This window comes from Chromohalobacter sp. HP20-39, assembly GCF_033052815.1.
In the GTDB taxonomy this organism is placed as follows: Bacteria; Pseudomonadota; Gammaproteobacteria; order Pseudomonadales; family Halomonadaceae; genus Chromohalobacter.
In genome coordinates this window covers 1-240 of record NZ_JAWHTP010001111.1, presented here as the reverse complement: position 1 = coordinate 240, position 240 = coordinate 1, and the positions used below count along the sequence as shown (strand labels likewise).

The following is a 240-nucleotide window of genomic DNA, read 5'->3' as shown; positions in this document are numbered from 1 at the left end:
GGCGCGGGCTCCTTCGGCTTCAGGAAGCTCTCGGGATCGGCATCGAAGCGCTCGCGGCACCGCGCGCTGCAGAAGAAATACTCCTGATCCCTATAGGTCAGGCGATGCTTGGCCGTCGCTGGATCGACGGTCATGCCGCAGACCGGATCGATCATTTTGGCGGGCCCCGCCTCGTCGTGATGGTGGCCATGCGAACAGCACCCCCCATGCTTGTGACCGGCATGCGCGTCGTGCCCCGTA

1 protein-coding gene is annotated in these 240 nt (G+C 65.0%); it reads right to left on the bottom strand.

Translation table 11 applies throughout. The annotated features are described in order from the left end of the window. A partial coding sequence (locus RVY79_RS22120) for a YHS domain-containing protein (protein ID WP_411161783.1) occupies positions 1-155 on the bottom strand: 155 nt, incomplete at its 3' end. Between the last annotated feature and the right edge of the window lie 85 nt (positions 156-240).